This is a genomic window from Burkholderia sp. SR8, from assembly GCF_052851275.1.
Genome location: NZ_JAULUC010000012.1, coordinates 70,167 through 92,291, shown reverse-complemented (window position 1 = coordinate 92,291; position 22,125 = coordinate 70,167). Strand labels below are relative to the sequence as shown.

21 protein-coding genes, 5 tRNA genes and 3 pseudogenes are annotated in these 22,125 nt (G+C 62.5%); 13 read left to right on the top strand and 16 right to left on the bottom strand.

Features of this window, described 5'->3' with window-relative positions; translation table 11 throughout:
* Positions 1-46 precede the first annotated feature (46 nt).
* Entirely contained in the window at positions 47-853 is an 807-nt protein-coding gene (map, locus tag Q3A80_RS17325; protein ID WP_446330146.1) for a type I methionyl aminopeptidase, read from the bottom strand.
* Complete coding sequence (locus Q3A80_RS17320) at positions 853-1,089, bottom strand: ParD-like family protein (protein WP_446330145.1); 237 nt, start codon at positions 1,087-1,089, stop codon at positions 853-855. Before Q3A80_RS17320 ends, map begins: the two co-directional genes overlap by 1 nt.
* Positions 1,090-1,232: 143 nt before the next feature.
* Here Q3A80_RS17320 and Q3A80_RS17315 point away from each other — a divergent pair, with 143 nt between their 5' ends.
* Both Q3A80_RS17315 and Q3A80_RS17310 read left to right on the top strand, forming a co-directional pair.
* Positions 1,233-1,862: a helix-turn-helix domain-containing protein gene (locus tag Q3A80_RS17315; protein ID WP_446330144.1), complete on the top strand. Its 630-nt coding sequence runs from the start codon at positions 1,233-1,235 to the stop codon at positions 1,860-1,862.
* 38 nt (positions 1,863-1,900) lie between these two features.
* Positions 1,901-2,449 carry an N-acetyltransferase family protein gene (locus Q3A80_RS17310; protein ID WP_446330143.1) on the top strand — a complete coding sequence of 183 codons (549 nt, stop codon included), beginning with the start codon at positions 1,901-1,903 and terminating at the stop codon, positions 2,447-2,449.
* Between the two features lie 132 nt (positions 2,450-2,581).
* Here Q3A80_RS17310 and Q3A80_RS17305 read toward each other — a convergent pair whose 3' ends face one another.
* The 3 genes from Q3A80_RS17305 to Q3A80_RS17295 form a co-directional block, all read right to left on the bottom strand.
* Positions 2,582-3,247, bottom strand: coding sequence for a TetR/AcrR family transcriptional regulator (locus tag Q3A80_RS17305; protein WP_446330142.1), 666 nt, complete (start codon positions 3,245-3,247; stop codon positions 2,582-2,584).
* 45 nt (positions 3,248-3,292) lie between these two features.
* Positions 3,293-3,985, bottom strand: coding sequence for a DAPG hydrolase family protein (locus Q3A80_RS17300; protein ID WP_446330141.1), 693 nt, complete (start codon positions 3,983-3,985; stop codon positions 3,293-3,295).
* Positions 3,986-4,228: 243 nt separating this feature from the next.
* Positions 4,229-4,348: transfer RNA gene (locus Q3A80_RS17295), tRNA-Cys, on the bottom strand.
* A gap of 75 nt (positions 4,349-4,423) precedes the next feature.
* Here Q3A80_RS17295 and Q3A80_RS17290 point away from each other — a divergent pair.
* A complete protein-coding gene (locus Q3A80_RS17290) occupies positions 4,424-5,356 on the top strand; it encodes a hypothetical protein (RefSeq protein WP_446330140.1) in 933 nt (310 codons plus the stop codon).
* Positions 5,357-5,620: 264 nt separating this feature from the next.
* Positions 5,621-6,538, top strand: a complete 918-nt coding sequence (locus tag Q3A80_RS17285) for a hypothetical protein (RefSeq protein ID WP_446330139.1) — start codon at positions 5,621-5,623, stop codon at positions 6,536-6,538.
* Positions 6,539-8,500: 1,962 nt separating this feature from the next.
* Here Q3A80_RS17285 and Q3A80_RS17280 read toward each other — a convergent pair.
* Together Q3A80_RS17280 and Q3A80_RS17275 are read right to left on the bottom strand one after the other, a co-directional pair.
* Positions 8,501-8,566, bottom strand: a pseudogene (locus tag Q3A80_RS17280) (SEC-C metal-binding domain-containing protein); the annotation flags it as partial.
* 104 nt (positions 8,567-8,670) lie between these two features.
* A pseudogene (locus tag Q3A80_RS17275) lies at positions 8,671-9,376 on the bottom strand (SOS response-associated peptidase family protein).
* A gap of 76 nt (positions 9,377-9,452) precedes the next feature.
* On the opposite strand from Q3A80_RS17275, the gene Q3A80_RS17270 reads away from it, so the two are divergent.
* From Q3A80_RS17270 to Q3A80_RS17245, 6 genes are all read left to right on the top strand, one after another.
* Entirely contained in the window at positions 9,453-9,920 is a 468-nt protein-coding gene (locus Q3A80_RS17270) for a hypothetical protein (RefSeq protein WP_446330138.1), read from the top strand.
* Positions 9,921-10,020: 100 nt separating this feature from the next.
* Positions 10,021-10,428: a PAAR domain-containing protein gene (locus Q3A80_RS17265; RefSeq protein ID WP_446330137.1), complete on the top strand. Its 408-nt coding sequence runs from the start codon at positions 10,021-10,023 to the stop codon at positions 10,426-10,428.
* Positions 10,429-10,432: 4 nt separating this feature from the next.
* Positions 10,433-10,936: a DUF4123 domain-containing protein gene (locus Q3A80_RS17260; RefSeq protein WP_446330136.1), complete on the top strand. Its 504-nt coding sequence runs from the start codon at positions 10,433-10,435 to the stop codon at positions 10,934-10,936.
* On the top strand, positions 10,929-11,408 hold the full coding sequence (locus Q3A80_RS17255; RefSeq protein WP_446330135.1) for a hypothetical protein: 480 nt from the start codon (positions 10,929-10,931) through the stop codon (positions 11,406-11,408). Before Q3A80_RS17260 ends, Q3A80_RS17255 begins: the two co-directional genes overlap by 8 nt.
* Positions 11,293-11,886 carry a restriction endonuclease fold toxin 5 domain-containing protein gene (locus tag Q3A80_RS17250; RefSeq protein ID WP_446330134.1) on the top strand — a complete coding sequence of 198 codons (594 nt, stop codon included), beginning with the start codon at positions 11,293-11,295 and terminating at the stop codon, positions 11,884-11,886. The genes Q3A80_RS17255 and Q3A80_RS17250 overlap by 116 nt, the downstream gene beginning before the upstream one ends.
* A gap of 2 nt (positions 11,887-11,888) precedes the next feature.
* Entirely contained in the window at positions 11,889-12,596 is a 708-nt protein-coding gene (locus Q3A80_RS17245) for an immunity 52 family protein (protein ID WP_446330133.1), read from the top strand.
* Positions 12,597-12,631: 35 nt separating this feature from the next.
* On the opposite strand, the pseudogene Q3A80_RS17240 reads toward Q3A80_RS17245, so the two are convergent.
* The 7 genes and pseudogenes from Q3A80_RS17240 to uvrC all read right to left on the bottom strand — a co-directional run.
* Positions 12,632-13,138 (bottom strand): annotated as a pseudogene (locus Q3A80_RS17240) (DNA adenine methylase); the annotation flags it as partial.
* 282 nt (positions 13,139-13,420) lie between these two features.
* Positions 13,421-13,494 (bottom strand) — tRNA-Cys (locus tag Q3A80_RS17235).
* 99 nt (positions 13,495-13,593) lie between these two features.
* Positions 13,594-13,669, bottom strand: a tRNA-Gly gene (locus Q3A80_RS17230).
* A 51-nt stretch (positions 13,670-13,720) separates the two neighbouring features.
* Positions 13,721-13,796 (bottom strand) — tRNA-Gly (locus Q3A80_RS17225).
* A gap of 52 nt (positions 13,797-13,848) precedes the next feature.
* A tRNA-Gly gene (locus Q3A80_RS17220) sits at positions 13,849-13,924 on the bottom strand.
* Positions 13,925-14,068: 144 nt separating this feature from the next.
* Positions 14,069-14,656: a CDP-diacylglycerol--glycerol-3-phosphate 3-phosphatidyltransferase gene (gene pgsA / locus Q3A80_RS17215; RefSeq protein WP_006757520.1), complete on the bottom strand. Its 588-nt coding sequence runs from the start codon at positions 14,654-14,656 to the stop codon at positions 14,069-14,071.
* A gap of 108 nt (positions 14,657-14,764) precedes the next feature.
* Positions 14,765-16,804 carry an excinuclease ABC subunit UvrC gene (gene uvrC / locus Q3A80_RS17210; RefSeq protein WP_446330132.1) on the bottom strand — a complete coding sequence of 680 codons (2,040 nt, stop codon included), beginning with the start codon at positions 16,802-16,804 and terminating at the stop codon, positions 14,765-14,767.
* 76 nt (positions 16,805-16,880) lie between these two features.
* Here uvrC and earP point away from each other — a divergent pair, with 76 nt between their 5' ends.
* From earP to Q3A80_RS17195, 3 genes are all read left to right on the top strand, one after another.
* Entirely contained in the window at positions 16,881-18,077 is a 1,197-nt protein-coding gene (earP, locus tag Q3A80_RS17205; protein WP_446330131.1) for an elongation factor P maturation arginine rhamnosyltransferase EarP, read from the top strand.
* A gap of 138 nt (positions 18,078-18,215) precedes the next feature.
* A complete protein-coding gene (gene efp / locus Q3A80_RS17200) occupies positions 18,216-18,773 on the top strand; it encodes an elongation factor P (protein ID WP_034206788.1) in 558 nt (185 codons plus the stop codon).
* Positions 18,774-19,045: 272 nt separating this feature from the next.
* Positions 19,046-20,431 carry a sigma-54-dependent transcriptional regulator gene (locus Q3A80_RS17195; protein WP_446330130.1) on the top strand — a complete coding sequence of 462 codons (1,386 nt, stop codon included), beginning with the start codon at positions 19,046-19,048 and terminating at the stop codon, positions 20,429-20,431.
* A 162-nt stretch (positions 20,432-20,593) separates the two neighbouring features.
* On the opposite strand, the gene nagZ is transcribed toward Q3A80_RS17195, so the two are convergent.
* On the bottom strand, positions 20,594-21,622 hold the full coding sequence (gene nagZ, locus Q3A80_RS17190; protein WP_446330129.1) for a beta-N-acetylhexosaminidase: 1,029 nt from the start codon (positions 21,620-21,622) through the stop codon (positions 20,594-20,596).
* A 16-nt stretch (positions 21,623-21,638) separates the two neighbouring features.
* Entirely contained in the window at positions 21,639-22,079 is a 441-nt protein-coding gene (gene acpS / locus Q3A80_RS17185; protein WP_446330128.1) for a holo-ACP synthase, read from the bottom strand.
* Positions 22,080-22,125 lie beyond the last annotated feature (46 nt).

The following is a 22,125-nucleotide window of genomic DNA, read 5'->3' as shown; positions in this document are numbered from 1 at the left end:
ACGGGGCCCGTTTTCGTTGCGCCGATGCGTGCGCCTTCCGCACGCGTCAGGCCGCGTGCGTGCCGGAAGCCGCCGCGAACATCTGCGGTTTCACGTCGTCCGACAGGATCTCGACGCCCTGCTCCGTCACCACGACCATGTGCTCCCATTGCGCGGACAGCGAGTGGTCCTTCGTGACGACCGTCCAGCCGTCGGCCAGCACGCGCGTATCGCGCTTGCCTGCATTCAGCATCGGCTCGATCGTGAAGATCATCCCGGCGCGCAGCGGCACGCCGGTGCCCGGACGGCCGTAGTGCAGCACCTGCGGCTCGTCGTGATACACGTCGCCGATGCCGTGCCCGCAGTATTCGCGAACCACGCTGAATCCTTCGCGATGCGCGACCTGCTGGATCGCGTAACCGACGTCGCCGAGCGTCGCGCCCGGACGCACCGCGCGAATCCCCGCATGCATCGCCTCGTAGGTCACCGCGACCAGCCGGCGCGCCAGTTCGCCCGGTTCGCCGACGAAGTACATGCGGCTCGTGTCGCCGAACCAGCCGTCCTTGATCACCGCGATGTCGAGGTTCACGATGTCGCCGTCGCGCATCGGCCGCGACGACGGAATGCCGTGACAGACCACGTGATTGACCGACGTGCACAGCGTTTTCGGATAGCCGTGGTAGCCGATGTTCGCGGGAATCGCGCCGAGTTCGTCGACGATGAATTCGCGGCAGCGCGCGTCGAGCTCGTCGGTCGTGACGCCCGGCTTCACGTGCTCGGCGATCATCGTCAGCACCTGCGACGCGAGCTTCGCGGCTTCGCGCGACTTGGCGATTTCCGCAGCCCCGCGGATCGGGATTTCGCGCTTCGCCATTACGCCGCCTGCTCGATGCCGTGGGCCGCCGGCTCCGCCGGGCCGGCGTCACCGCCGCGGGCTTCGGTTTCGATCAGCATCCGGCAGATATCGCCGTAGGACAGCGACGGATTGAGTTCCGACAGCATCCCGACGCGCAGCCAGTGCTCCGCTTGCGCATTGATCGAGCGGCTCAGCGCGGTGCTGGTCGAGCGCAGCCGTTCGTGCATGTGCTCGGAGATCTTGATGATTCCCATATGTCTCTAATTAAACGAAATGTAGTCGTTTCGTATATTACGCGCGCGTCAACCGGCGGGCAAGTGCGTGGTAGGCCAACCGAGGCTCAGTCCAGGCCATCATGTTGACGCCGATTTCCAGTTTGATGGACAATCCATCCATCATGCAAGAACCCGCTAACGCCAACGCCGCCGCCGACGACACCGGCATCAACGATCGCATCGCGCGGCGCGTGCGCGAGCTGCGTACGCTACGAGGCTACACGCTCGATGCGCTCGCCGCGCGTTCCGGCGTCAGCCGTTCGATGATCTCGCTCATCGAGCGCGCATCGGCCAGCCCGACGGCCGTCGTGCTCGACAAGCTCGCGGCGGGCCTCGGCGTGTCGCTGGCCGGTCTGTTCGGCGGCGATCGCGACGGCGCGCTGGTGCAACCGCTCGTCCGGCGCGCGCAGCAGACGGAATGGCGCGACCCGGCGTCCGGTTACGTGCGGCGCAATCTGTCGCCGCCCGGCTGGCCGTCGCCGATCCAGCTTGTCGAGGTCGACTTCCCGCCCGGCGCGCGCGTCGCGTACGACTCCGGCGGCCGCGAAAGCGCACTGCATCAACAGGTGTGGGTCGTTCATGGGCGCGTCGACGTCACATTGGGCGACCAGCTTCACGAACTTCACGAAGGCGACTGTCTGGCCATGCGGCTCGACCAGCCGCTGATCTTCAGCAATCCGTCGTCGCACGCCGCGCGCTACGTCGTCGCGATCTGCGATGCGGCGGCCGTCGGCGGCGTGCGCAGTGCGTGAAGCGCTCACGCACCATCGAAAGTGAAACAGGAGCCACTATGAACAGCCCGAAGCCGCGCGACGACGTGCGCCTGATCGATTGCAGCGAAGCCGAGCATGCGTCGGCGATCCTCGAGATCCTGAATGACGCGATCGTGAATTCGACCGCGCTGTACGACTACCGGCCGCGCCCGCCGGAAGCGATGGTCACGTGGTTCGCGACGAAGCGCGCCGGCGGTTTTCCGGTCGTCGGCGCAGTGGACGAAGCGGGCACGCTGCTCGGTTTCGCGAGCTGGGGCACGTTCCGCGCGTTCCCCGCGTTCAAGTACACGGTCGAACACAGCGTGTACGTGCATCGCGACCATCGCGGCCGCGGGCTCGGCGAACTGTTGCTGCGCGAACTGATCCAGCGCGCGCGGCAAGCCGACGTGCACGTGCTGGTCGGCTGCATCGACGCGGCGAACGCCGGCAGCGTCGCGCTGCATACGCGGCTCGGCTTCGTGCATGCAGGCACGGTCGCCGAAGCGGGATTCAAGTTCGGGCGCTGGCTCGATGCGGCGTTTTATCAGCTGAAGCTCGAGACGCCCGCGCAGCCGGTGGATGGGTAGGCGCAATCCGGACGCTCGCCGGCTTCCCGGCCGGGTCGACAGCCAATAGATCAATCAACCGATCGCCGGCGCGCTACCGCTGGATACGCTTCGATTGCGCCGTGCGTGCGGTTGATGCTGTGCCGACGGCACTCACGCTCCGTCACCGCGGTGCCGCTTGCCGTCCGCGACGACCAGACGCGAAAGCACGATCATGCATGCATCCAGATGGGCCGCCACGCTGCCTTCCGGAATCGGACGCGTTATCCCGATCGCCATCTGGCGCAACGGCTCGGCCACCGCCATCGCCAAAATGGCGTTCGCCATCAGCGCAGGCTCGGGCGCGTGAAGCAGCCCCTTTTCGTGCTGCTTTCGCAGCCACTCCGCGAGCATGGCGCGACCGCGTTCGATGCCGTTTTGCAGATAGCTGTCCATCAGTTCCTGCTTGCCGGGAAACTCCGACGTCAACACGCGGAACACTCGGATCGCGGTCTCCGACAACGCCCGCATGCAGATGCTTTCGAGAATTCGCCGAAGCGCGTGGATGACGTCGTCGCCATCAACCGGCTCCGCGTGCATGGACGCAGCATAGCCATCGGACCATTGCCGGACTGCCTGGCCGACCAGCTCCTGCCGATTCGCCGCGTAACGGTAGACCGTTTTCTTCGCGACGCCCGCATGCGCGGCGATTGCCTCCATCGTGACGGCCTCATAGCCCCTTTCCAGCAGCAGATTCATGCAGCTCGACAACAGAGCCTGCCGCACGCTTTCTTCGTCGCGCGGCGGCCGTCCGCGCGGATTTTTCTTCGGTTCGTCCATCTGATCGCTCGGCAAAAACGCGTCGTTATCGTCCAGTCAGCCCGACTACCACGGAAGCGGAACGCTCTCGCCGTTCGCGTGTTCGCCGTAGTACAGAGAAGGCAAAAAGCGCGACAGGAAAGTGAATTCCGTGTAGCAGTGCTTCATCAATGCGAGCCCCATCGCTTCATCGGGCGCGTCGTGTCCATCTGCATTGTCCAATCCGAGCACGAATCGGCTGCGCAGTACGCAGCCGAACGGCGTATCGCGCACGACGTGCAGCATTTGTCCGCTGAGCGGATCGCCGTTCTCGTCCACCGCTATCGGGTCGCCGAAGCCGATGCGGGCGGCGATGATCGCCGACACGCTGTCGTCGGAGAAGGCCCTTGCGACTTTTTCGGCGCCGAAGATGTGTTCGGGGTCGTGAAATTTCAGCGTGGCGGCCACAGGCGGAATGTCGGCCAGCGCCTCGACCGCACGGATGGTGGCGCCGTGATAGCTACGACCTTTTTTCCACGCGTCGTCCCATCCGCGATGTTCGACATGATCGACCGGATGCCACCACTTGATGTGTCCGGTCGTTTCGAAGAACTTGAACCACCAATCGAGCATCCGTCCTTTGCAACCGTGAAGATCGGTACGGACAGCCACGAGCACGCTGCGGTCTTCCAGCCGTTGCACGCCTGTTTCCAGCATCATCGGTGCGGGATCGAGAAGAGCCGCATGGTCGAGCCAAGGGCGGGCAGATTGGGACGTCATCTGGATTCTCCTGCGGGTGAAGGTGCTTTCATCATATAGGAAACGCACAGCGTTTCCTATATCTTCACCTTGGAAAACCAACACGTCTACGGTCGCGTCGCGCGGCCGAGCCGCCTCTCGTTGTTCAGTCCGTTTTCGGCAAACGCCAGAACCCGCGCGCGGCGCAGTCCGGATAGACCGGCCCGCCGATGAAGTGATAACGGATGAGAAAAGCAAAAAGCCCCGCCGAAGCGGGGCTTTTTCTGGAGGCGCGAGCCGGAGTCGAACCGGCCTAAACGGCTTTGCAGGCCGTCAGCAATTCATAAATATCAATGAGTTGCGATATTTAACAACCGGCATTAGACGCGCACTGCCTTCCGCGACAATATTCTTACATTTGTATTTACAATGTGCTTCCTCAGAGCGAAGCCACATTCCGCACTTACCACGATCAGCCACATGTCTACACAAGAATATTTCTGGTTGCACGTCCCGCTTGAAACCCTTTCGGGGCAATCGCTTAAGGTTCGCCAAAACGAGTACATCGACGTGCTCGGCCGACGCGCCCGTCTGCTTGAACAAGACCTACCGCGCATTTCGGAGTTTGTCAGTGCCGACGCCGCCGTCGTCAAGCAGTGGCTACTGTTCGACCCGATAACGAAAGTCGAAGCCGAGACTTTGCTCGCTGAGTTGCGCGCAAAACTGCCAGTCCTGTCAATGCGCATGGGAGCCCCCTTTCGGGTTAGCAGCGGAACGCTGGAAGTGGCGCAGACCAGAATGTATAACGGCCCACTGCCGACTTTGATCCCTCAAGATTTTGAACCTTCACCTGTTTGGGGCAGCATGGCCTACGCTTGCGAATGGGTGGGGAGCACCGCATTGGGGCCGGGATTGGACGAATGCCCTGCCGTGTCCGACGAGCGCCTACTCGCTGCTCTCGACTTGTATGTAGCAGCGGAATACGACGCTTTGCCACGATCAAGATTTTTGGCCTATCTCACGATCCTTGACTCCCTGGCAGAACCTCCCAAGCGAAGTGATACCGCAATAGCGTGGCTAGATAGGAAGATTAAGGAAGCTGAAGTTCTTAAAGACTCGGGCTTAATATCCAGTCTGAAGAATCTGAAGCTCGGGTCGCGTGGAGCGGCCGTTCGCGAGCTAGTACGACGAGCAGCAAACGCCGAGGGGTATTCACAAGACGAGTCCCAATCGTTCGTCGATTTGAGCAAAAGCCTGTATTCGACTCGATCTAGCCTATCGCATGCAGGAACGTCGAAAGTACTGGATGTCGGCACCGCGACGCGATTGGTTAAACTTGTTCTCGACGCGGCCATCAAGAATCCTGTTGTACTAGACATCAATTCAGCATTGTCTAACAGCGCTCAATGTTGATGTGCGATCCAGTAGTTCAGGGGATGGAATGATAAGCACAAGGCTTGTCCAGCAAGGCTCCCATCCCTTGCTGTAGCAAGTTTGTAGCACGTGAAAAAGCCCGCTCGCAGCGGGCTCTTGTGCTTCTGAATCCAGATCCAGCCACTGGGTTGCAAAGCACTTGCAGCGCCCGATGATGCAGCAGTACCTGCACCTTATCTGACAAGGCTTCGCGTACAAACCTACGCCAAGACCCACGCTCCCCCCTTCATGGAGTAACCCGGTATGCTGTTTCTTGTAGCGATGGATTTGGTTGCTGACGCCGACTCGATAGCAGTTCAGCTTCTGTCTAACCTTGGCTATAAGCCGAAGGCGCGCGATACGGCCCTCGACCGGTTCGCCATCCTGTTCACGCGTGCCGAGCGTACGATTCCGCCCGTGCCTTATGAGGTGCGTTTTTCGGACGATATTCGACAGAATCCGAAGTACAGGACGCACAGAAAGGCTCTTGACGAGATAGTGTCGCGATTGCGCAAAGGCGAAAGCGTTCACCCGTATCTTTCAAAGCGGGCGGTTCGCGCCGCGTATCAGGATACGCTTCTCCTGACATGGGGCATTCATCACTTGCACCTGAACAGTATCAACACCGTTGACAAGCGGGGGTTCGTCGCACGTAAGCATGGGGAATCCGAGCTATTGCTACTGCGCATCAAAGACGATACGGCTTACCTGATAGACATCGTTTCCCACGGCGAGCCAGACCTTTTTGACAATCCGCGATTGCTCGAAGTCGTCGACCGAAACTGGCCCGAACTACACTTTGCTCCCAAAGCGCTAAGGGCCGAAGCATTTCGTCCAGACCAGGTCAAAGCGTTACGCTCAAATCACGCGAATTTTGCCATACACGTGAACGGGCGCGCGATCCTGCCCAATGGGGGAGTCACAGCAACAGGGGTGCCCATTGAGGTCTATGGGTGGTATTGGGCGCTTCACGCTGAACTGCGCAATGTCGAAGCGGACGTTCGCCGCCGGTTCAACGAATTTTTCCCACATAGCGCCTCGCCGCTGTTGTGCTTGCCCGCCGTCCAAAATGTGCGGCTAATCGCGATCGAACCGGAGTTCTTTGTTCTGCAACATCACGAAACGCAGCGGGTCTGCCATGCTCGCCGCGTCGTTGAACAAAGGCAACAGGTTCCCGCCTGAGGACGCGCTCTAGCGCGCGCTCGTCAGCGTCCTCGTCATACCCCGTATGTGCTGATGAACGTGCTGTACAGGCGATAGATATCGGTTGCGATTGCACGCCCCGTGCTGTTCCGAATTCTTGACATCGTGTGAGTCACAGCGTCCCGCAACACTTCTCCATCTTGTGACACTTCTGGGCCGTACCGGGTGAGGCGGCGCATGATGCTTTGCCAACTATCGCGAAGTTCAGGCGGCAATTCCTCAATGGAGAGCTGCCTTAAGACCCAATGTGCGCCGCGAACTCGGTCCCTAACGTCGCCTTCCCACGTGGCGAGTCGATAAAGAGAGTTTGTCAGCTTTTCACGAACCCGCGAATAGCGTCGCATGCTCTCGCCTTCCTGTGAGTTAACCACCAAAAATAGCCGCTTGCTACGCCAGTTTCGCCTCTTGCTGCTGCAACACCGCATTCGCGCATCTTTCAGCGTAAATTTCCACAAGATCCTCTCTCGAAAACTCCTTCAGTTCTTCGATATCTGGATGCTCCGCCATGACCTCAAGGAGACGCTCCTTCGGGATGCCCTTGAAGCCGTCCAATAAAAAGTAGAACAATTCGAGAGGCGTCTTGATACCACCGCGCGAAGCTTTAATCTCGACACCGAAAAAGGTATCAGGATGTCGGCGATAAGCCGCCAGTTCCTCTGGCGACAGGGGAACCGTACATATGACCGACTCGCCGGTATCTAGTTGATAAGCCCCGTATGCGATTGATTTTGCTTCATCAACCGTCGCCGACGTAAGCTTCCCTGGTCTCGCGACGCCCTTCGAGTCAGAGATCATGTAGGTGTCCCCTATCGCAAGGCGAGGCGTCCGATGTTCCGCAAACGCTAACTCCGGAGCACTTCCGTCAAAGGTGACCGGGATTGACGAATGTTCCCGAATGGAGTCGAGCAGTTGATGCATGTCGGCGTGAGCCTTGCGGCCTTGATGGGCCGCTCTTAGTCCCGGGTACGCTGTATCCATCTTGAAATCCGGAATTTGGAAGCCCTCGGCCAGTAGAGCAGACTGGATATTGGTGCCCTCAAGATCAAGATCATGCGGTCGATTGGTAACGAAGATGTAGGCGGGGGGAAGTGGTTGGCCGTTGCAACTACGCCCCTCGAATCCGCGAAGATCGGAAAGGGCCTTCGCAAGTAACTTTGGCATGTCGCCCCGATCTGTTTCCTCTTGAGTATCTATGAAGTCGATACCGATAAATACAATCCGGGGATGCTTCGCCGTCTTCCGCAATGCACGTTGCAGAAGCCGCCCCAACCTGAACGAACCGGTCCCCGCCTCGACATTCCGTCTCTTAGCCTCGACAGAGTACTTTCCCCCTGTTTTTCGACATGTCGCGGTAAATTCCACATGTGACGACTCTCTGTCGTCCTCATCCTCAAACGCAATGTCAAATCCGGCTCGAATCATTGTGGCTGCTACAAACGTCTCATATCTTGCCCCTTGAAACATCTCCGGGTGCTTGATTCTGTTGAGTAGCTTCTGCTGCAGCTCAGCATTGTGCTCAAGAGAATAGAGATCGTACGCAAGTTGAAGCCACGCCTCCGTAGCACCATTCATTGGTGCACCGTGAATTTTTCCGACTTCTTTGATGGTCGCTTGCTGCAATAGGCAAACGTAGTGATACCACCGTGCAATCGGGTGGCGCTCTTCAAGCGGCTTCGCCAACTCGGCGTTGCCCCACTCCGGCCCCAACACAGCGGGCAGGTAGTGGCCAAGAAAGTCGTGGACTGTTTTCCACTTATCGGAGTACATCAGCTTCTTGCCCACCGCCACAAACCTTTTGCCGTTGTGGACAATTGAAATGAACGGTCGACCAAAGCCCTGCTGCTGTTCACGCTGCCTTTCATGAGCCTTGATACGATCGAGCATCAGGCGACCTCGCTGCATCACCTGATCAATCGTGGGGGCGCTCATCGCCGGCTGCGCTTGACCATGGCAACGCTTGTATTTTTTGCCGCTGCCACATGGACAGCGCTCGTTTCTGCCGACCTTCCTACCGCTACTGGTCATGTCGCCCCGCCTCGAACATACCGGTTGAGTGCAGCCAGCTTATCGCAGGCTTTCTGCGTTTGACGGCACTTGAGTGCTCGTGCACGTTATTTGGGCTCTGCAAGCATGTCTTCAGCCGGATAGAGTTGCAACATCGCGCGCGCTGCCTCGACATTTGGCGTCGTGAGCCACTCCTCCCAGTCTTCTGGCCGCAGAATTACGACCGACCGCTTCTCGTCGGCCGGCCTGTGCATGCGCGACATCAGCGGGTGACCGTCGGCGTTGACCGTAAGCATTGCCATCGCATTGACCTCCGTGCCATCCCGGCGACGCAGCGTTTGCCAGATGCCGGCGACGCACATGGTAGGCCGATCGATCACGCCGATGCGCTGCCACACGCACGGCCCTAGCATCCATTTGCCATCCTCGCCTTCATAGGCCTGCGGATACGACGGTTCGACGACGTATTTGGCCGGGATCAGGCAGCGCCCCCCCGGCTCGCCATGTTGGAGCGAATAGCCGCGACTTCCCGACGTTGTCATCACGCACGTTCATCAGCGTGCGCATGATGTCCGGCTTCTTGCCGGCCGCCTTTGCCGCTTCAATGCGCTCCTTCTGGACCGCGCGCGGCACGAAGCCGAAGCCCGCGATGAGCCGCCTGAACTGCCCGTCGACGTAGCCGACGATCGGTGCGTCGTAGTCTTGGTAAATCTCGGGCTTCCAAGGCGTCCAGCGGTACAGTTCGGTAAAGTTGTCGATCCGCAGCTCGCTCAGGCTCGGATCCTCGCCGGGCGCTATGTAATTCGTGCACATCGACGTCCCCAATTTTCGGTCTTGACCGAACCATCTTACCTCGCGATACACTGTGTTTTTATACAGTAGTTGAGCCGTGATCAAACCTCAGTGGGCATACTTTTGGGAGTATCGGTTCCTCGGCGAAGAGGAATGGAAACGCACGCCCAACGAGTTGACCGAACGCGAGCTGGCGTCGTGGATCGAGGCCGTCTACGACCCGCTTCTGCCGGCGCAATCACGCCGCATCGAAGCAGGCAAGGTTGACCGCAATCGCGTCCCGCTCAGGGACCGCCGCGTCAAACTGAAGCCGACCATGCCGGACTTCGATGCGCCCACCGATTCGGAGTTGCGCGCACTATGGGGCGACTACACCGACCCGCAGGTGAGGTTGCTGATCCTTGAAATTCTCGCGCTGAGAAAGTCAATCGAGCGGGTGCAGGATTGGTTCGACTATGTCGACAAGCACATCGACAACAAGGGCGATCTTGGCGGCGGTCAAGGGCCGCTGCAACGCCTGCGGCACCTGCTGAGGGACGAGAAGCAGCGTGCGACCATGCTGTAGCCGGGTTGACACAATTTGACGGATCGCACCACCGGCTGCGAGTCGACCGCTCTCGCGGAAGTGGTAAATTCATACGAAAACCACACCTACGAGAGAACATATGGCCCGGTCCATGATCTGCGTCGGCGACACGACGACGCACGGCGGGCGCGTGCTGGAGGGCACCGCGACCGCCACCATTGACGGCAAACCCATTGCCGGCGTGGGGCACAAGGTACTTTGCCCGCAGTGCAAAGGCATCTTCCCGATCCTGCCCGCCAGCGGCCGGCGCTACCCGCACCAAATTGCAGGCCGTGAAACGGCCATCGAGGGCATGAAGACCGCGTGCGGCGCGACGTTGATTGCATCACAGTCTTCCGCGACGCTCGACGACGTCGGAGCCGGCGAAGCAACGACCGGCGGCGCAGCCTCTGCCGCCGCTGCAGCGTTGGCCCCTTCCCCCACGCTCTGTCTCGAATGCCTGAAATCCGCCGCCGAGAATGCGGCGACAATGATCGCGCGCGGGTGAGCCCATGACCGACGTATCGATCGAAGGGTTCTTCTTCAAACGTCAACAGCAGCTGACGATGCAGGTGCATCTGTACGCCCTCGTCGATGGTCTTCTGTTCGCGGATGCGGCCGGCGGATCGCCTCCTCAACGGTCGCAGGCGGCCGTCGCCCTGTTCGACGGCACACCGGACGCGTCGCTCGCCGACGCAGGCCCGTGGCTGCTCGACTGGGAACGGGCGTCCGGCAGCGCTCGACGCGTACTGTCTGTGATGGCCGGCGGTGCGACCGGCGTCTCATGGCTCATCAGCGCCTATCCGATCGAATCGCTCGCGGACGAGCTGCGTCGCCGCCTCGACGTGCGCCTGCCTGACGGCCGCACGGCCCTCCTCCGGTTCTACGACGCCCGCATCATGGCGGACATGGCATCGCTGATGGAGCTCACGCAGCACATGCAGTTCTTCGTCCCGACATTCAACTGGCTCGTGGAGGTGAACGGAAAATTGAAGGGAGTGCACCCGCATGCTTGAGCTGACACGCGAACAGATCGCCGGCCTCGCCGAGATCGATGCGCGCGGATATGTCGAACGCACCCGGCTAGACCTCGTCAAAGCGGACCCGAAGCTGGCCGACGACGAAACTCTGGCGACACGCCTCTGGAACGCATACGTCGCGGCTCGCCAGCTCGGCATTCAGTCCGACGAGAACGTCGCGGCGTTCCTTCGAATCGAGGCATACGCTCCGAAGTTTTACGAAAAGCCGGCCACGCGCGCGTGGCTGACTCGTCCTGGACGCTCGGCTGACGAACGCTTTCACGATTACCTTCGCGTCATCAAATGGCGCATCGAACATCAGGAACAGAACGGGGGGTCTCGAAATGGCGGGATTGGTAGTACCGGTGATCGAAGCGGCGGCGGTGGAACTTGGGCCGCTATTGGCGCGCGCTGGCGTAGCCTTGTTGGGTGGGGCAGCAGTGGCCGGAACGGGGAGTCTGTCGGGTGATACGCCGAAGGACCAAAGCAAGGCGACGCCCGACGTCCGTGCGGTGCCTCGTACTGGTGAAAAGTGCAAGCAATGCCCGCCCGAACTAGGAGGTGCGCCGGTCCGACGCCGTTACAACATGAATCGCGGGCCTCGTGAGTATCAAGGGCGCATCACCGGACGGCCGTATAGCATCGAGGAAGGATGGAGCGAGGAGTGGGCATGGAATGGCACCGACTTCGATGGATTCCAACAACCGGCGTGCCTCCTGCAGGAAGCGAAGGGCGACTATGACCAATTCTTCGATAGCGAGACGAAGAAGCCGGTCACGTGGTTCAAGGGGTTTTCTAAAATCACGGTGGAAATCGAAGAGCGAGCAATGAAGGTACATGCCAACCCACCAACCAAACTCCAGTACTATTTTCAGACTCCGCTAACGATGTCCTACTTCCGCACAACTCTCGCAGAAAACGGGATTCCCTACGTTGTCACTGGCTGAATATGAAAATCACCTCCCGCTTCAGAGATCCGCAGCATGATGCGTCCGACCTGCCCGTCGTCTTCGAACAGCTCGGATCAGTCGCGCACGCAATACACGCTCACGCGCCCCGGCTCGCCCAATGGTTCCTGACAGGCGATTCGAAAGAGGAAGCGCGTCTGTATCCTGCGTTCGAGAACTGGAAGCCTACAACGGCTGCACTGGCGGTGTTGCGAACCGAATTCGAAGGCGCGGAGCATCGGCCGCAAATTATCTCGTTGTGGGATGGCGGCGATGATCAACGCAGTGGTGCGACATTGACCTATCTCGTCGCAACCAAAGAGCGACCCAAGAAAATCGAAGCGGACTTCAATGACGAACGATTGCTTTCAGCCGACCAAGCCGCTGCAATCGTCGAGGCTATTGTCCAGCACACCGCGCCGGCATACGTGACGGTCGAGCCTCAGGGTTATGTCGACAAGCAAGTCTTCGACGACAAGCCCGGCGTCGGTTGGATGCTGTACCTACCGAAGGTCATTACGCAACAACAGGTGCCAGAGGCACGCGCCCTAATCCCGGTCCCCTCTTCCGGAAAGCAAACCGGCACCATCGTCGTCAGCGTGATCGACGGCCCGTTTTCCATCGAAAAGCCGGAACACGTCGAAGTCGCGAATCGAATCGAGATCCGCCTCGTTGACCAGGATCTACTGCCGAACTACGCGGGCATTTGAGGGAGATGGGGCAACTGCCCCACAGACCACCCTCTTCAGAACAGTCCGACAGGCTGCGCCGCGTCATCCCAACTGAAGATGATCAGCTCGTTGCGCTCGACGCCCTTGTGACCGCCGGCAACCGTATACTGGAGCGGCACCGTCTCGATGTGAAAACCTTCAAACACGCGCCGGATGTCGGAATGGTCGTTCAAGCTGACAATTGCTCGCCCCTTAATTTTGCGAAGACGATCCGCAATCTTCTCGTATTCCTCGAAGGCAAACTCGACGCCGTAACCGCGTGTTTCGTAGTACGGCGGATCGAGATAAAAAAGCGTGTGCGGACGGTCGTATCGTTCCATGCATTCGCTCCAATGCATCCGCTCGATGTACGCACCCGCGAGGCGCAAGTGCGCGGCTGACAGTTCTTCTTCCAAACGAAGCAGGTTCAGTCCGGGCGGCGCAGTCGTCGCGGTACCAAACGTCTGACCGTGCACAATGCCGCCAAAGCAGCTTTTCTGCAGGTAGTAGAACCGAGCTGCACGTTGGATATGGGCGCGCGTTCAAGTGATTCGTTCCGGCGCAGCGCGGCTCATCGAGACGATCAAATCACCAGTCCACGGGCGAACGAAGGCCACGTTCGGGAGGGTCGTAGTCGCTTGGCGGCCATGCGCTGATGCGAACTCGCCTATACGGCCAAAGAGCCGATTTAGGCGTGGTTACGCGTGTTTCTTGAGTGGTTAGAGGCGACTTTGTACCACCCTAGACGACTTTCTTACAAGGATGAAAGCGGGGGTCGGAAAAAGAAAAAGCCCTGATTTATCAGGGCTTTTTCTCTTCTTACTTGGAGGCGCGAGCCGGAGTCGAACCGGCCTAAACGGCTTTGCAGGCCGCTGCATAACCGCTTTGCTATCGCGCCAAAAGCGGACTGTCCGAATGCCGTGAGGCAAGCGACAGATTTTTATTCGAGGACCGGGAGTCCATCAAATAAAAAGGGAAGCGTGGCTTCCCCATTACCTGGAGCGGGAGACGAGTCTCGAACTCGCGACCTCAACCTTGGCAAGGTTGCGCTCTACCAACTGAGCTACTCCCGCATTGTCCTGCACCTGCAGCGCTTTGCCATTCAACACGCTGCCAGAAAAATCTGGAGCGGGAGACGAGTCTCGAACTCGCGACCTCAACCTTGGCAAGGTTGCGCTCTACCAACTGAGCTACTCCCGCATTGTCCTGCACCTGCAGCGCTTTGCCACTCAACACGCTGCCAGAAAAAATCTGGAGCGGGAGACGAGTCTCGAACTCGCGACCTCAACCTTGGCAAGGTTGCGCTCTACCAACTGAGCTACTCCCGCGCATTGCTGCGACACTGCTTCCCCGTCACACACTTACTTCGTCGTGCAGCGGAGAAGCGAGATTATGTCGAAGGCACATTCGTGTGTCAAGGGCTTTTCCAGCCCTTTTTCCAAAAAGCTGCTCACCCCGCTCCGCGACGCGGGTTACGCACCGCCGCGCTCGCGGATCTGCGGCCATGCGAGCTTCATGTAGTACAGCATCGACCAGATCGTCAGCACCGCCGCGAGATACATCAGCCACTCGCCCCACACGCGCGTGTCGATCGTCGCGATGCCGAGCGGCAGCGGGCCGTAGTACAGCAGCATCGGGATCGCGACCATCTGGCATGCGGTCTTGAACTTGCCGAGCTGGTTCACCGCGACGCTCTTCGACGCGCCGATCTGCGCCATCCACTCGCGCAGCGCCGAGATCGCGATCTCGCGGCCGACGATCACGAGCGCGATCGCCGCATCGACCCGCGAGATCTGCACGAGGATCAACAATGCGGCCGTCACCATCAGCTTGTCCGCGACCGGATCGAGAAATGCGCCGAACGACGACGTCTGGTTCCACTTCCGCGCGAGAAAGCCGTCGAACCAGTCGGTCAGCGCGGCGAGGATGAAGATTGCCGCCGCCGCGAGATTGCGGTGCGCGCCGCCCATCACCGTGTCCGGCAGATAGAACACGCCGACGACGAGCGGAATCAGCACGATCCGGACCCACGTCAGGAAAATCGGGAAATTGAACGGCATGGCATGCGGGTCAGTAAAGGATTCGCAATTGTGCCGTGTCGACCGGCCCGCCACAAGAACGCGGGAACGCGCGCTCGCGGGGCGGAAAGTGCCGGTCGCACGGCCGCGTCAATGAAGCTGCTTGTAGATCTGCTCGGCGAGCGCGTGCGAGATGCCGTCGACGCTCGCCAGTTCCTCGACGCTGGCCGCGACGACGCCGCGCAGCCCGCCGAACCGCGCGAGCAGCCGCTGGCGGCGCTTCGCGCCGACGCCTTCCAGCTCCTCGAGCCGCGACGTCTGGCGCGCCTTCGCGCGCTTCGCGCGCATTCCGGTGATCGCGAAGCGGTGCGCCTCGTCGCGGATCTGCGCGACGAGCATCAGCGCGGCGCTCTCCTTGCCGAGTTCGAGCGGCGAGCGGCCGTCCGCGAACACCAGCGTCTCGAGGCCGACCTTGCGTCCCTCGCCCTTCGCGACGCCGACCAGCATCGACGTGTCGAGCCCGAGCTCGGTGAACACCTGGCGCGCGATCTCGACCTGCCCCTTGCCGCCGTCGATCAGCACGATGTTCGGCAGCAGGCTCGATGCCTCGGCCTGGCGCGTCGATTCGCCGTCGATGCCGGCCGCGTCGTCGGCGGCCGCCGCCTGCGCGGCCTGCTCGACCATCTTCTCGTAGCGGCGCGTCAGCACCTGCCGCATCGCCGCGTAATCGTCGCCGGGCGTGATGCCGGTGATGTTGTAGCGCCGGTACTCGCCCGACTGCATCTTGTGATGGTGATAGACGACGCACGACGCCTGCGTTGCCTCGCCCATCGTATGGCTGATGTCGAAACACTCGATGCGCAGCGTCGCGAGATCGTCGCATTCGAAGCCGAGGGTCTCCGCAAGCGCGCGCGTACGCGCCTGCTGCGAGCCCTGCTCGGACAGCAGCCGCGCGAGCGCGAGCCGCGCATTCTGTTCGGCCATCGACAGCCACGCGCGCCGCTGCCCTTGCGGCTGCCGCACCAGCGACACCTTGTGGCCGGCCTGCTCGGACAGCAGCTCGAGCAGGTCGTGGCTTGCCGGCGCGTGGCTCACGACCAGCACGGGCGGTACGCGGTTGCCGAGATAGTGCTGAGCGATGAACGCGTCGAGCACCTCGGCCTCGACCGATGCGCCGGCGTCGCGCGCGCCGGCCGCCTCTTCCGCGGGCTGGTCGGGCAACGCCGCAGCGCTTGCGCCGGCCGGGTCCGCGTCGTCCGCCGCATCGGCATCGTCCCCGAGCCCGCCTTCGGCCAGCGTCAGCGCGCTTTCGACGTGCGTCGGGAAATAGGCCTTGTCGCCGAGATGCCGGCCGCCGCGCACCATCGCCAGGTTCACGCACACGCGTCCGCCCTGCGCGACGACCGCGAGGATGTCGACGTCGCTGTCGCTGCCGACCTCGATCGCCTGCTGGTGCAGCACCGTCGCGAGCGAGCTCATCTGGTTGCGCACCGCGGCGGCCTGCTCGAACTTCAGCTCGGCCGCGAATGCGTGCATCTTCTGCTCGAGCTCCTTCATCACTTCCGACTGCCGGCCGAGCAGGAAGCGCGCGGCGTTCGACACGTCGATCGCGTAGTCGTCCGCGGAAATCGCGCCGACGCACGGCGCCGTGCAGCGTCCGATCTGATGCAGCAGGCACGGCCGCGTGCGGTTGTTGAAGACCGAGTCCTCGCAGGTACGCAACTGGAACACGCGCTGCAGGATCTGGATGCTTTCGCGCACGGCCCACGCGCTCGGGAACGGTCCGAAATACTGGTTCTGCTTGTCGACCGAGCCGCGGTAATACGCCATGCGCGGAAAACGGTGCGCGGTGAGCTTCAGGTACGGATACGACTTGTCGTCGCGAAACAGGATGTTGTAGCGCGGCGCGAGCGCCTTGATCAGGTTGTTCTCGAGCAGCAGCGCCTCGGCCTCCGAGCGCGTGACCGTCGTCTCGATGCGCGCGATGCGCGTGACCATCATCGCGATGCGCGGCGACAGCTGCGTCTTCGTGAAATAGCTCGACACGCGCTTCTTCAGGTCGCGCGCCTTGCCGACGTAGAGCACGGCTCCGGCCGTGTCGTAATAGCGGTAGACGCCCGGCATGTGCGGCAACTGCGCGAGGATCTTCTTCGGTTCGAACGGGAGGTCGGCGGCTTCTGGGGATGTCATGCGTGATCCGGGTGCCTTGTGGCGCGGAACGGGTCCATTAGAATCGTCAGTTTAGAGCATTCACCGGCCCGCTTCGATGCCCAGCACCGCCCCCGCCTCTTCCGCGTCCCCCGCACCGCTCGCGCCCGGCGAACCGATCGCGTGCGACCTGTTCTGCACCGTGATCGACAACTTCGGCGACATCGGCGTGTGCTGGCGCCTCGTGCGCCAGCTCGCGCACGAGCACGGCTGGCAGGTGCGCCTGTTCATCGACGACCTGCATACGTTCGCGCGGCTGCAGCCGGGGGTCGATCCCGATGCCGCGCGGCAGACGGTCGACGGCATCGCGATCGAACACTGGCATGCGGAAGTCGGCGATGCGCTCGAGATCGCCGACGTCGTGATCGAAGCGTTCGCGTGCGAGCTGCCCGGCGCGTATCTCGCGGCGATGGCCCGCCGCACACGCCGTCCGGTGTGGATCAATCTCGAATACCTGAGCGCGGAGGACTGGGTCGCCGATTTCCATTTGCGCCCGTCGCCGCATCCGCGCTATCCGCTGCTGAAGACGTTCTTCTTCCCGGGGCTGTCGGCCGGCACCGGCGGCGTGCTGAAGGAGCGCGACCTCGACGCGCACCGCATCGCATTCGAAACGAACGCCGCGGCGCGCGCCGCGTGGTGGCGGGAATCGACCGGCGGTGCGCCGCCCGCGCCCGGCACGGCGGTGGTCAGCCTGTTCGCGTACGAGAATCCGGCAGTCGACGCGTTGCTCGCGCAGTGGCGCGACAGCCCGTCGCCCGTCGTCGCACTCGTACCGGCCGGGCGCGTGTCGCCGGCCGTCGCGCGCTATTTCGGGGTCGAGTCGTTCGGGCCGGGCGCACGCGCGACGGCCGGCAACCTGACCGCGTACGGGCTCGCGTTCGTCCCGCAGGCCGACTACGACGCGCTGCTCTGGGCCGCGGACATCAATTTCGTGCGCGGCGAGGACTCGTTCGTCCGCGCGCAGTGGGCGCGCAAGCCGTTCGTGTGGCACATCTACCCGCAGGCCGACGATGCGCACCTGCCGAAGCTCGACGCCGCGCTGGCGCATCTGTCGGCCGCGCTGGACGCCGCGCCGCGTGCGGCGCTCGAGCGCTTCTGGCACGCGTGGAACGGCGCCGGCACGCCGGACTGGGCGGATTTGCTGCAACACCGTGCCGCGCTCGACGCCAACGCGGCCCGCTGGGCGGACGCGCTCGCGAGCATCGGCGATCTCGCCGGAAAGCTGGCGGAATACGCAAAATCTCAGTTAAAATAAGCGGTTATCCGACGGCTGACCACGCAAGCGCTCGCGTTTGAGCTTGGGGCGCCCACCGGAACGCACCCCCGCTTGCGCCGTCAGCCGTTGCGCAACGCTCAGGCACCTATTTATTTGATTGGATCAGGACAGTTTTTTATGAAGACCGCACAGGAACTCCGCGTAGGCAACGTCGTGCAGATCGGCAGCGACGCATGGGTCATCGCCAAGACGGAATACAACAAGTCGGGCCGTAACGCCGCCGTCGTCAAGATGAAGATGAAGAACCTGCTGACGAACGCAGGCCAGGAATCGGTCTACAAGGCGGACGACAAGTTCGACGTCGTCGTGCTCGATCGCAAGGAAGTGACGTACTCGTACTTCGCCGACCCGATGTACGTGTTCATGGACGCCGACTACAACCAGTACGAAGTCGAAGCGGAAATGATGGGCGAAGCGCTGAACTACCTCGAAGACGGCATGGCTTGCGAAGTCGTGTTCTACAACGAGAAGGCGATCTCGGTCGAACTGCCGACGATCCTGGTTCGCGAGATCACCTACACGGAACCGGCCGTCAAGGGCGACACGTCGTCGGGCAAGGTGCTGAAGAACGCCAAGCTGGCAACGGGCTTCGAACTGCAGGTGCCGCTGTTCTGCAATACCGGCGACAAGATCGAAATCGATACGCGTACCAACGAATACCGCAGCCGCGCGTAATCCCCTGCGATTTTTCGTATCGAACAAAGCGCCCTGCGGGGCGCTTTTTGTTTGTCCGGCCCCAACAGCAGCACGCTTCGGTGTCGTGGCGAACACAAAATCCAGCACTAAAGGTATTCAATTTGTATCATCGGTAACTGTTTTATAGCGACAGAGAAATAATGCGCGTCAGGCGTTCGGCGGGGCATAAAATCGGTTTTTAATCTGACATGCGGCTGCGGCCGGCCTCGGTGGCCGACAGCTCGCCTCTCTTGACTCGACTCGCGTCCACCATGCCACACGCCCTGATTGTCGAAGACGATCCAAACAGTCTGTCCGGCCTGACCGCGCTGCTCGCTGCAGACGGCTTCTCCGTCGACACGGCCACGTCGCTCGCCGAGGCGCGCACGGCGCTCGGCCGCTCGATTCCCGACGTCGTCCTGGTCGACCTGAACCTGCCGGACGGCAGCGGGTTCGACCTGCTCCAGCATCTGCCGCAGCAGCAGCCGAACGGCTCGCTGCCGGTGATCGTGCTGACGGGCAACGCGACGGTCGAGAGCGCGATCGAAGGCCTGCGTCACGGGATCTGGGACTACCTGCTGAAGCCGATCAACATTCCGCGCCTGCGCAGCCTGCTGGCCCGGATTCCGCGGCCCTACGAACTGATCGACGAAGTGCAGACGCTGCGCGCGTCGCTGCGCCATCTCGGCCGCTTCGGCGCGCTCGTCGGCCGCAGCGAAGCAATGCAGCACGTGTACGACATGATCGAGCACAACGCGCGCACCGAAACGGCCGTGCTGTTCGCGGGCGAAGCCGGTACCGGCAAGAAGCTGGCCGCGCGCACGCTGCACGACCTGAGCCGGCGCCGCAAGGGGCCGTTCGTGTCGTTCGACTGCCGGACGATCGCGCAGGCCGGCCGCCACGGCGCGTCGCTCGACAGCGTGCTGTTCGGCCACGAGCGCGGCGCGTTCGACGGCGCGGAGCGGCGCGAATCGGGCCTGTTCGAACAGGCGGGCGGCGGCACGCTGTTCCTCGACGAAATCACCGCGCTGCCGCTCGTGCTGCAGGAAGCGCTGCTGCATGCGCTCGACTCGCAGAACTTCATGCGGATCGGCGGCACGAGCTCGATCGCGAGCGATTTCCGGCTGATCGCGGCCACGCGCCGCCCGGCCCGCGAGGCGGTCGCCAACGGCACGCTGCGCGAGGATCTGTGGCTGCGCCTCGATGCGGCGTCGATCACGATGCCGCCGCTGCGCGAACGCGACGGCGACGCGCTCGCGATCGCGGATGCGCTGATCGACGAGCTGAACCGCGAAGCGCGCGCGACCGGCCGCAGCACGACCGACAAGCGCGCGGCGCCCGGCTTCGTGCGCGAATGCCTGTCGTACGAATGGCCCGGCAACGTGCGCGAACTACAGGAGCGCGTGCGCTTCGCGTACGATGCGTCCGGCGATTTCATCGAGACGCTGCGCGCGGGCGAAGCGAGCTTCGCGGCCGGCGCCGCGCTGAACGGCAGCAGCGTGCAGATCAAGGTCGGCACCCCGCTGTCCGACGTCGAGGACCTGCTGATCCGCGCGACGCTGGACGCGGTCGGCGGCACGCGCCATCGCGCGGCGACGCTGCTCGGCATCAGCCCGAAGACGCTGTACAACAAGCTGCAGCGGATGAAGGTCAACTGAACCGAACGGTCGGCGCTCGCCGGGGGCGTTGTCGAGATTTGACGGTTAGTTGCATAACGTCCGTCACCGCTCCCCGTACCGCCCAATGAAAAAGCCGCGCAACCGCGCGGCTTTTCGTTTTCGGCAACCGGCCATCGCGCGGCGTCGCGCCGCCCTGTCCGGTTACGCCAGCGCGCTGCTCAGCAGCGTCTGCGCGCGGACATACTCGGGCTGCGCGATCAGCTTGTCCCACTTGAGCGCCTTGCCGCGCGCCCGCATCCGCTTGATGCGCCGCACCGACTCGGCCGACGCCTGCGCGTTCAGTTCGTTCAGCACGACCTCGGCCGCGTCCGGCTGGTTGCACACGAGCACCATGTCGCAGCCGGCGGCGAGCGCCGCATCGGCCGCCTGCGTGAGCGTGCCGCCTTCGCGTGCCGCTTCCATCGACAGGTCGTCGCTGAAGATCGCGCCGGTGAAGCCCAACCGCCCGCGCAGGATGTCCTGCAGCCACACACGCGAGAAGCCGGCCGGCCGCTTGTCGACCTGCGTGTAGATCACGTGCGCGGGAATCACCGCGGACAACGACAGGCCGAGCCAGTCGTACGGCGCGACGTCCTGCTCGAGGATCGCGTCGAGCGGCCGGTCGTCGGTCGGCAGCGCGACGTGCGAGTCGGCTTCCGCGAAGCCGTGCCCCGGAAAATGCTTGCCGCAGTTCGCCATGCCCGCGAGCGACAGCCCGTGGTTCAGGCTCTTCGCGAGCAGCGTGACGACGCGCGGGTCGCGATGGAACGCGCGATCGCCGATCACCTTCGAGTGCCCGTAGTCGAGGTCGAGCACCGGCGTGAAGCTCATGTCGATCCCGCATGCGCGCAGTTCGGCGGCCAGCACGTAGCCGACCGCGGTCGCGACCTTGGTCGCGAGCAGCACGTCGCGATCCCACAGCTCGCCGAGGCGGCGCATCGCCGGCAGCACGGTGAAACCGTCGGTGCGGAACCGCTGCACGCGACCGCCTTCGTGATCGACGGCGATCAGGATGTCGTCGCGCACCGCACGGATCGAATCGGTCAGTGCGGTCAACTGCGCGCGGTCCTGGAAATGCCGCGCGAACAGGATCACGCCGCCGGTGTTCGGATGCGCAAGGCGCCGCGCATCGTCGCGCGACAGGGTCGTGCCGACGACGTCGAGCATGACCGGGCCGGGAGTCGTTTTCATCGAATCGGGAAGTCCGTCAGGGAGTGGTTCGGGGAGCAAGCGCGGGCGGGGCCGGCGCGACGGCATCGGTCTCGGCGATCACGAACGACACCGCGTAGTCGCGTTCGTCGCTGACCGTCACGCGTGCGGTGATGCCGCGCGCGGCGAGCCAGTCGGCCAGTTCGCCCGACGCGACGACGTACGGTTCGCCGCTGCGCTGGTTCAGGGTCTGCAGCGCGCGCCACGTCATCGGCCAGTGCATGCCGAGCCCGATCGCCTTCGAGAACGCTTCTTTCGCGGAGAAACGCGTCGCGAGAAACGCGATGCCGCGTGCCTCGGAACGCGCGCGGCGCGCATGGAACACGCGCAGCTCGTCGGGGCCGAGCACCTTCTCGGCGAACCGTCCGCCCGTGCGCTCGAGCACGGCCGCGATGCGGCTCACCTGGACGACGTCGGTGCCAATACCGTAGATCGCCATGTCAGCACCCGCCGCGATGCCCGGACGATGCCGGATCGCGATCGAC

What these genes read in the sequence shown, in the direction of transcription:
- Q3A80_RS17305 (WP_446330142.1), bottom strand. Translation starts at nt 3,247, where the DNA reads ATGGACGAACCGAAGAAAAATCCGCGCGGACGGCCGCCGCGCGACGAA.
- pgsA (WP_006757520.1), bottom strand. Translation starts at nt 14,656, where the DNA reads ATGCCGTTCAATTTCCCGATTTTCCTGACGTGGGTCCGGATCGTGCTG.
- efp (WP_034206788.1), top strand. Translation starts at nt 18,216, where the DNA reads ATGAAGACCGCACAGGAACTCCGCGTAGGCAACGTCGTGCAGATCGGC.
- Q3A80_RS17310 (WP_446330143.1), top strand. Translation starts at nt 1,901, where the DNA reads ATGAACAGCCCGAAGCCGCGCGACGACGTGCGCCTGATCGATTGCAGC.
- Q3A80_RS17195 (WP_446330130.1), top strand. Translation starts at nt 19,046, where the DNA reads ATGCCACACGCCCTGATTGTCGAAGACGATCCAAACAGTCTGTCCGGC.
- Q3A80_RS17255 (WP_446330135.1), top strand. Translation starts at nt 10,929, where the DNA reads ATGCTTGAGCTGACACGCGAACAGATCGCCGGCCTCGCCGAGATCGAT.
- map (WP_446330146.1), bottom strand. Translation starts at nt 853, where the DNA reads ATGGCGAAGCGCGAAATCCCGATCCGCGGGGCTGCGGAAATCGCCAAG.
- uvrC (WP_446330132.1), bottom strand. Translation starts at nt 16,804, where the DNA reads ATGACATCCCCAGAAGCCGCCGACCTCCCGTTCGAACCGAAGAAGATC.
- Q3A80_RS17290 (WP_446330140.1), top strand. Translation starts at nt 4,424, where the DNA reads ATGTCTACACAAGAATATTTCTGGTTGCACGTCCCGCTTGAAACCCTT.
- Q3A80_RS17265 (WP_446330137.1), top strand. Translation starts at nt 10,021, where the DNA reads ATGGCCCGGTCCATGATCTGCGTCGGCGACACGACGACGCACGGCGGG.
- Q3A80_RS17285 (WP_446330139.1), top strand. Translation starts at nt 5,621, where the DNA reads ATGCTGTTTCTTGTAGCGATGGATTTGGTTGCTGACGCCGACTCGATA.
- earP (WP_446330131.1), top strand. Translation starts at nt 16,881, where the DNA reads ATGCCCAGCACCGCCCCCGCCTCTTCCGCGTCCCCCGCACCGCTCGCG.
- Q3A80_RS17320 (WP_446330145.1), bottom strand. Translation starts at nt 1,089, where the DNA reads ATGGGAATCATCAAGATCTCCGAGCACATGCACGAACGGCTGCGCTCG.
- nagZ (WP_446330129.1), bottom strand. Translation starts at nt 21,622, where the DNA reads ATGAAAACGACTCCCGGCCCGGTCATGCTCGACGTCGTCGGCACGACC.
- Q3A80_RS17300 (WP_446330141.1), bottom strand. Translation starts at nt 3,985, where the DNA reads ATGACGTCCCAATCTGCCCGCCCTTGGCTCGACCATGCGGCTCTTCTC.
- Q3A80_RS17315 (WP_446330144.1), top strand. Translation starts at nt 1,233, where the DNA reads ATGCAAGAACCCGCTAACGCCAACGCCGCCGCCGACGACACCGGCATC.
- acpS (WP_446330128.1), bottom strand. Translation starts at nt 22,079, where the DNA reads ATGGCGATCTACGGTATTGGCACCGACGTCGTCCAGGTGAGCCGCATC.
- Q3A80_RS17260 (WP_446330136.1), top strand. Translation starts at nt 10,433, where the DNA reads ATGACCGACGTATCGATCGAAGGGTTCTTCTTCAAACGTCAACAGCAG.
- Q3A80_RS17245 (WP_446330133.1), top strand. Translation starts at nt 11,889, where the DNA reads ATGAAAATCACCTCCCGCTTCAGAGATCCGCAGCATGATGCGTCCGAC.